Here is a 7942-nt window from a genome sequence, read left to right on the forward strand (position 1 = left end):
GGTTGCGGGTTACGAGTTGCGGGTTGCGGGTTACGAGTTGCGGGTTACTGCTCACTGACCTTTGACCTCTGTCCTCTGACCTCTGTCCTCTGTTTACTCGTTGCCAGCTTTAACTCTATTCGAGCGCAAATAAACGAAGACCTTATAAGGGAGACACCCAAATGACTGCTGGAAGCGGAAAAGGGATGAAGCTTGGTATCAACGGGTTTGGCAGAATCGGCAAGCTTACGGCCTGGCATCATATAGGACGCAAGTATTTTGATGAGATTGTCGTAAATATCGGACGGGAAGCCGGAACATCTCTGGCCGACATTGCCCACTACCTGGAAAGGGATTCAACCTATGGTTTGCTCCACGGTTTTCTTTACGGCTGCCGATCAGCTTCGCTTATCAGTGAGTTGAATGAAGACAGCGGCACTATGACCATCGACGGTATCAAGGTCCGGTTCCTGAGGGCATTCCGAAATCCGGCCGAATTGGACTGGAGGGCCCATGATATAAAACTGGTTGTTGATACAACCGGACAGTTTCTGGACCCAACCCTGCCGCCGGATCATACCGCAGGATCTCTGCGCGGACACTTAGAGTCAGGCGCAGATAAAGTCATTGTTTCAGCGCCATTTAAAATCAAAGATAAGAAACAATTGATGTGCCCGGATGCTGTAACGACCATTATGGGTATCAATGGGAACGACTATGACCCCAGACGTCATCAACTGATATCCGGTGCTTCCTGTACAACGACCTGCCTGGCTCACATGATGAAGCCGCTTCTCAACTATTTCGGTCCCAAGAAAATACTATCGGCATCCATGGCTACGATTCATGCCGCGACAGGCTCGCAAGAAGTTTTGGACCGGCTTCCCAGAGCCGGCAAGACCGATCTAAGGAAAAACAGGAGCATAATGAACAACATTATCCTGACCACAACCGCAGCCGCCAGTGCGTTGAGGCTGGTCATTCCGGAGATGGAAGAGATCGGCTTCATTGCAGAATCGATCAGAATTCCCACTTCTACCGTGTCTCTCATCATCCTGGTCATGAATCTGCAGGAGGAACTGACAGGAAAATTTATCGACCGCGATCTTATCGGGCAGATATACAGTCAAGCGGCATCCGATGATCCCAATGGGTACCTTATATATACTGAACAGCAGAATGTTTCCGGAGATATCATAGGCATGCCGCGGGCCGCTACGGTCATTGAGGGGCATGAAACACATACCCGCACGGCCGAGGTGACCATAGATCTGGCAAAAGTGCCGGGAATCGAAAAAGATATTATATCGTTGTTACAAGATGCCGTTGTGCGGGTGCCGGTAACCCAGGCCGTTATCTACGGCTGGTATGATAATGAAATGGGAAGCTATGTGAACATCCTCGGCGACCGCACGGTTTCCATAGCTGAAGACCTGTGAGGTGCTACTTAATACCGCTTTTTGATTACCCCCCATTAGCGCTAAGTTGTTTTGTAAACATTCACAGGTTACATTTATGCCGTACGGGGGTTGTTTTGAAAGATGAACGTCAAACAGACTGAACATCGAACATCGAACGTCCAACGTTGAACATCGAATAATGATGTCGCTCCGCTCTGCAATTTAATTTCACTCGTTTTTTTTATTCATCATTCGATGTTGGGCGTTCGATGTTCGATGTTCATCCGTCCTTTTCCTCTCATTCACCATTCGATGTTGGACGTTCGATGTTCGATGTTCATCTTTTAAGTAAACCTTCCACAGTCCATCCGGCGCAAAAAATAACTTAGCGCTTATGCCCCCCCCAACAGCTGATTTTAATTTAATTCTCCGTTGTTTGTCAGAACTGTTCGCAGGTCTTTTCATAGGGCTGCGGAGATAGGAATTTACTTGACAAAAATTAGCTCTGTATATACAAAACGCAAGTTATTTAGTCCGTACCGGAAAACTTGATTTGCGTGTTATTAAGTGCGATCCGTGAGGTTTTCGCAAAATGAAGCCATCAATTACAGCTTGACGGAGTTTTCATGAGTACATCAGATGATAATGCTAAAGAGATATCCCCGGAAGCTGCCGGCGAGGATGCAAAAGCGTCATCTTCGGAAATAAAAAACAAAGAACAGGGTAACGGGTCCGGCGGACCCGGTACCCTGTTCTTTATGTTAGGACTTGCAGTCAGTCTGATTCTGGGATGGGTCATTTCCCCAGAGCTGCTTTATTCGCAAAAAAAACAACCCATAGATTATAATCATGTGCTGCATTTAGACCTAGTTGAAGACGAATGCGAAAGCTGCCATTTTTTCCGGGCGGACGGCACCTTTTCCGGAGTCCCCAAAATGGAACAGTGTATTGATTGTCATGAAGAGGTTCAGGGCGAAGATCCCGAAGAGATCAAATTTGTCGAAGAGTATGTTGCCAAGGAAAGAGAGGTCCCGTGGCTGGTATACTCCCGGCAGCCAGACAGCGTATTCTTTTCCCATGCCGCCCACGTCAAGGGGGCCGAGATGGAATGCGTCGCCTGCCACGGTCCTATCGGCGAGTCCGAAACTTCAAGAGTCTATGAAGAGAACCGGATTACCGGTTACAGCCGGGACATCTGGGGAAAAAACATTGCCGGTTTCAAGAAGAACAGCTGGGATCGGATGAAAATGGATGATTGTGCTGAATGCCACCAAAAAACGTTCACTGTTCAGAGAACAGATGTTAAAACACCCATCAACAGGCTGATCGATAACATTATAGCTGTAGCCTTTCCGGGCATGGAAGTGTCTGCCGGTATAGGTGACAGCGTTCAGACACAAAGAGATGGTTGTTTTGTATGCCATAAATAAAATCGCCGCGCGATTTTATTTATATTTTTAAGGGGTAAAATCGATGAAAGTTGACCGAAGAAGTTTCTTGTCGTTTCTGATAGGCGGTGCCGCGGGTACGGCTCTCTCGCCCATGCCATGGAAGTTGACGGATGACAGCGCAATATGGACCCAGATGTGGCCCTGGACGCCGGTGCCGGAAGATGGAGAAATCAACCATGTAAATTCGACCTGCACTCTTTGTCCCGGACGCTGCGGTATTACGGTCCTCAAAATCGATAACCGCGCCATTAAGATAGAGGGGATGAAGGGTCACCCCGTAAATGACGGCGGTATATGCCTGCTGGGCCTGTCAGGCCTGCAGTTGCTTTACGGTCCCACCAGGGTGAAAACCCCCTTAAAAAGAGTGGGAGCAAAGGGTGCCGGGCACTGGGAAAAAATTTCCTGGGATGAAGCTGTTGCAGAGGTAGTCAAGCAACTTGGTGATCTGAGAGCAAGGGGACAATCCCATTTGGTCGGATTGATAACCGGTTCAGATCGCGGAACCGTGCCGCAGCTTTTTACCAGGTTCATGACCGCGTACGGTTCGCCCAATTCAATGCGGACACCATCGATGCTGGATTCTTACGAGCTTACCCTGCAACTGACGCAGGGCACAAGGGCACTTCCCGGATTCGACTTTGAAAATGCCGACTTTATCCTTAGCTTCGGCAGCGGGATCATCGACGGCTGGGGGTCACCGGTTAGGATGTTCAAAGCCCACAGCAGTTGGCGCAGCGGCGGCGGGAAGGTTATCCAGGTTGAGCCGCGCCTTTCCCGTACCGCCGCCAAATCAGATCGATGGATTCCTGTAAAACCGGGGACCGAAGGGGCTCTGGCGCTGGGGCTGGCCCATGTAATTGTTAAAGAGTCATTATACAACGCTGATTTTGTTGATAATTATACTGTCGGGTTTGAGGACTTACAGCGACTGGTCCTTGATAAATACAGTCCTGAAAGTGTCGCCGCGATTACTGCCATCGACCAAAAAGATATCGTCGCGCTGGCGCGGGATTTTGCCGCAGCTTCAAAGCCCCTGGCAATTTGCGGCCGCGGCCGGGGAACTGTTTCCGGCAGCCTTGATGAATTTATGGCCGTCCATGTCTTAAACGCCCTGGCCGGCAATATCAACCAAAAGGGCGGAATCCGGGCTTTTTCCGAAATTGATTATATCAATTGGCCGCAAGTTCAAAAGGATGCCGTTGCGGCTGCCGGAATGCAGCACGAACGCCTGGATGGTGCCGGGAGCAAAAAGTATCCTGATGCTCGCTCGCTCTTAAACAGATTGCCCGCGGCCGTCAGGCCCGGAGCAGAATCTCCCCTCCAGGCGCTTTTGGTCACAGATGCCAATCCTTTGTATACCATGCCGGGCAGCACGGCCGTCAAAAAGGCGATGGCCGACATTCCGTTTGTGGTAAGTTTTTCTTCTTTCATGGATGAAACCGCTCAAAACGCCGACCTTATCCTTCCGAATCATATCTACCTTGAACGCTATGAAGATGTACCGACACCGTTTGGTTTGCAACAACCTGTTACCAGCCTTGCCAGGCCGGTGGTAGAACCCCAGTTTAACACCCAACATGTTGGCGATATAGTTATCCGCATTGCCAAGGCACTGGGAGGCAGTATTGCCGGCGCTTTTCCGTGGGATGGTTATCAAACCTGCCTAAAAGAGACTTTAGGCCATAAGTGGGAGACTTTAATGGCCAAAGGTTTCCGGTTAGATAATAATTACGGGGCTCCAGCCTGGCAAATGTCGTTTAATACACCTTCCGGAAAATTTGAATTTGCAAATAAAGAGACCGGCCGGGTGCCGCAATATACTCCGATAAAAATTGAAGGCGATAAAAAGCTGTATCCACTGGTACTGATACCCTACGATTCCTTTAGACTCTTCAGCGGTTATATCGGTGATCCGCCGTTTGCCGTCAAGACGGTTGAAGATACCGTCATTAAAGGCCAGGATGTTTTTGTTGAGCTTAATCCGGAAACCGCCAGAGCATTACGCCTGCGCGAGGGCCAACATGCGATTCTAAGCACACCCAGGGGCCAGGCCAAGGTTAAAGTACATTGGTTTGACGGCATCAGGCCCGGTGTTGTCGCTCTGCCGAGAGGGCTGGGCCATACAGCCTATGATAAATATCTGGCGGAAAAGGGTGTAAATTTCAATGAGCTCATCGGTCCGGTAGAGGACCCTGAGACCGGTTACGATGCAGCCTGGGGGATTATGGCAAAGCTTAGTAAAGCATAAAAGAGGTTTCGATGAAAAAACCCACAAGATATGGAATGGTCATTGACCTGGATAAGTGTACGGGATGTGCCTCCTGTATGGTAGCCTGTATGGCTGAAAACAATGTCCCTTTCAGGGAAGATGAGTCCGATAAACTGCTTAGCCTAACATGGATGCGCGTTTATAAATTGACCAACGGAAAACCTTTTCCGGAAACAGATGTCTGCTATCTTCCAAGACCGTGTATGCACTGTGGGGGGCAGGTTGAGGGTTATTCACCCTGCGTAGTGGTTTGTCCGACGATTGCGACGGATTACAGCATGAAAACCGGAATCGTCAGCCAGATTTACAACCGCTGTATCGGATGCCGTTACTGTATGGCGGCCTGTCCCTATCATGCCCGTTATTTTAACTGGTGGGATCCGGTCTGGCCCGACGGCATGGAAAAATACTTAAACCCCAAAGTTTCACCGCGTATGCGCGGTGTCGTCGAAAAATGCAGCTTCTGCTTTCACAGGTATCAGCTGGCAAAAGAAAAAGCTTATATGGAAGGAAGACGCGAGCTCAAGGAAGATGAATATCAAACTTCATGTACCCAGGCCTGTCCTGCCGGAGCGATTACATTCGGGGACCTGAACAACCCCAAGCATGCTGTTTATAAATATAAAAAGAGCCCCAATGCTTTCCGGTTGCTGGAAAGACTGGGAACCAACCCCAAGATCTATTATATTTCGAGCCGCGCGTGGGTAAGGCGGTCCGGTGACAATTATTTGAAAAATGAAAGCAAACCCGAGAAGGCCGTACTCCGGGCTACCTGAAGATATTGTAATAGTTAGTATCCATCCAGAAATGGTAGATTTTGATTCAGGGCAAGGCTAGAGCGTTTTTGCAACCGCAGGCATAGCGCGCTATTCCGAGGGTTGCAAAAAAGCGAAAAACGCAGCCCTGGGCCGAAAGATGCTGTTTCTGGATGGACACTAGTTAGGAGCATATAAAGTATGGATTCTGCATTAATACCCAAAGGAGTTAAGCGTTGCCCGTTGTGGCAGTTTATTCTGTTTGTCGGTGCTGCCGGTGCGGTCCTGCTGTGGGGCGTTTATGCCATGCTGTTGGTCTGGTTTAAAGGCCTTAACCAGACCAACATGAACGATGCTTACGGGTTCGCCCTGTGGATCTGGGCCGATCTGGCGGTGATTGCAGTGGGCGGCGGCGCTTTTTTCAGCGGATTATTACTGTATATCTTCGGCAAAGAAGTACTGAAGAGTATCATCAATTATGCCGTGCTGATCGGTTTTATCTGCTACAGTTCGGCCCTGCTCATTCTGGCCATCGATATCGGGCAGCCTTTAAGGGGCTGGTTTATCTTCTGGCACGCCAATGTTCATTCTATGCTGACCGAAGTGGCTTTCTGTCTTGCAGCCTATTTCGCTGTTTTGACCATCGAATATATTCCGCTGATCCTTGAAAACCGCCAGATCGACAAGGTACCGTTTTTCCACAAACTGGGCCACAACATGCATGAAATCATGGCGGTATTTGCAGCAACCGGGGCGTTCCTCTCTTTTTTCCACCAGGGGTCCTTAGGCGGTGTCACCGGAGTCCTTTACGGGCGACCGTTTGGTTTTCGGGAACATCTTTTTATCTGGCCCTGGACCTTTTTTCTCTTCACATGGTCGGCGGCCGCCGCCGGGCCGTGTTTTACCATCCTGGTTACCAAGATCACAGAAAAAATTACCCGTAAAAAGCTGGTAAAGGATGATGCCATCGAGTTTCTGGCCAAGGTTTCAGGATGGATGATTCTGACATATATTATTGCCAAGACCATCGATACCTGGTATTGGGCAACCGTGACCGCACCGTCCAAAGGACTTACATTAATGGATTTTTATTCCAACAACCCCTTATATGGGATTTGGATTCTTATTGTTGAAATCGTAATCTGCGGTTTTGTGCCCGCGTTTATTCTGATTACCGCCAAGGGGCGTAAAAACAACAAGGCACTGTGGACGGCGAGTATCCTGGCTGTAGCAGGGGTTGGTCTTAACCGCTGGGTAATGGTGCTGCAAGTTTTAGCGGTGCCGGTTCTGCCTTTTGAAGGCTGGTTCATGTATTTCCCCAGTTGGCAGGAAATTGCCACCACCATCCTGCCGGTAGCCTACGGTATTATTCTGATCGCGATTTCGCACCGCTATTTGCCGGTGTTTCCCCATGAAGCAGAGCTTAATCCGCTGGAACCATCGCCTGCTCTGGATCCGGAACCGGAATTAGCAGCAGTCGAACCACCGGTTGAAGCGGGGCAGGAATTGACACCGGCAGAAGCCTAAAGGGTTTGGAGGTTAAATTATGTTTCCGTTTAATTTTGAATGGATCTGGGATATGGGTCATGTGGTTTTTATGGGGGGGCTGTGGTATGCACTTATTATCATCGGTCTCGGAATGACATACTGTATAATCAAGGCCGCCCTCGACACTCTTAAGGGAAACGGCGATCATCACCACTAAGATTCGGAATTCATATGGATTAAAAGCGCTTGTCTCGCCAAACCGTCGAGGGAGCGCTTTTTTTTCATTCGCCAGGTTTAAAACCTTCGCCTTTTAGGCGAAAAGCTTTAGCATCATAATGATTTGCGGTTAAGGTTCAAGGTTGAAAGGTTCAGAGGTTCAGGGTTGAAAGGTTCAGAGGTTCAAAGGTCCAGGGTTCACCAGAGGTTAACCCAGAACGCAGAACGCAGAACGGTGAACCTAATTCGTCCAAGAGGATTTGATGGATCTTATACCCTGATGGGGTATTGGAGTGCTGGAGTACTGGGGTAATGGAATATAGAAAATAGTAAACAATACTCCAGTACTCCGGCACTCCATTTTTTCAGTTTCCAATAAGAAAG

Annotated in this window: 6 protein-coding genes; all 6 read left to right on the forward strand. The window is 49.0% G+C overall.

Features of this window, described 5'->3' with window-relative positions:
• Positions 1-161 precede the first annotated feature (161 nt).
• Positions 162-1418 carry a type I glyceraldehyde-3-phosphate dehydrogenase gene (locus tag V3S16_RS09465; protein ID WP_413884438.1) on the forward strand — a complete coding sequence of 419 codons (1257 nt, stop codon included), beginning with the start codon at positions 162-164 and terminating at the stop codon, positions 1416-1418.
• A 587-nt stretch (positions 1419-2005) separates the two neighbouring features.
• On the forward strand, positions 2006-2809 hold the full coding sequence (gene qrcA, locus V3S16_RS09470; protein ID WP_413884439.1) for a menaquinone reductase multiheme cytochrome c subunit QrcA: 804 nt from the start codon (positions 2006-2008) through the stop codon (positions 2807-2809).
• A 43-nt stretch (positions 2810-2852) separates the two neighbouring features.
• Complete coding sequence (gene qrcB, locus V3S16_RS09475) at positions 2853-5078, forward strand: menaquinone reductase molybdopterin-binding-like subunit QrcB (RefSeq protein WP_413884440.1); 2226 nt, start codon at positions 2853-2855, stop codon at positions 5076-5078.
• 11 nt (positions 5079-5089) lie between these two features.
• Positions 5090-5875, forward strand: coding sequence for a menaquinone reductase iron-sulfur cluster-binding subunit QrcC (gene qrcC, locus V3S16_RS09480; protein ID WP_413884441.1), 786 nt, complete (start codon positions 5090-5092; stop codon positions 5873-5875).
• Between the two features lie 180 nt (positions 5876-6055).
• Positions 6056-7381 carry a menaquinone reductase integral membrane subunit QrcD gene (gene qrcD / locus V3S16_RS09485; protein ID WP_413884442.1) on the forward strand — a complete coding sequence of 442 codons (1326 nt, stop codon included), beginning with the start codon at positions 6056-6058 and terminating at the stop codon, positions 7379-7381.
• 19 nt (positions 7382-7400) lie between these two features.
• Positions 7401-7559 carry a hypothetical protein gene (locus V3S16_RS09490; RefSeq protein WP_413884443.1) on the forward strand — a complete coding sequence of 53 codons (159 nt, stop codon included), beginning with the start codon at positions 7401-7403 and terminating at the stop codon, positions 7557-7559.
• Positions 7560-7942 lie beyond the last annotated feature (383 nt).

The organism is Candidatus Desulfatibia sp. (assembly GCF_036446775.1).
In the GTDB taxonomy this organism is placed as follows: domain Bacteria; phylum Desulfobacterota; class Desulfobacteria; order Desulfobacterales; family UBA11574; genus Desulfatibia_A.

Bases quoted from the DNA above. Each gene is read 5' to 3' on its own strand.
- qrcA (WP_413884439.1), top strand. From the start codon at position 2,006: ATGAGTACATCAGATGATAATGCTAAAGAGATATCCCCGGAAGCTGCC.
- V3S16_RS09465 (WP_413884438.1), top strand. From the start codon at position 162: ATGACTGCTGGAAGCGGAAAAGGGATGAAGCTTGGTATCAACGGGTTT.
- qrcC (WP_413884441.1), top strand. From the start codon at position 5,090: ATGAAAAAACCCACAAGATATGGAATGGTCATTGACCTGGATAAGTGT.
- V3S16_RS09490 (WP_413884443.1), top strand. From the start codon at position 7,401: ATGTTTCCGTTTAATTTTGAATGGATCTGGGATATGGGTCATGTGGTT.
- qrcB (WP_413884440.1), top strand. From the start codon at position 2,853: ATGAAAGTTGACCGAAGAAGTTTCTTGTCGTTTCTGATAGGCGGTGCC.
- qrcD (WP_413884442.1), top strand. From the start codon at position 6,056: ATGGATTCTGCATTAATACCCAAAGGAGTTAAGCGTTGCCCGTTGTGG.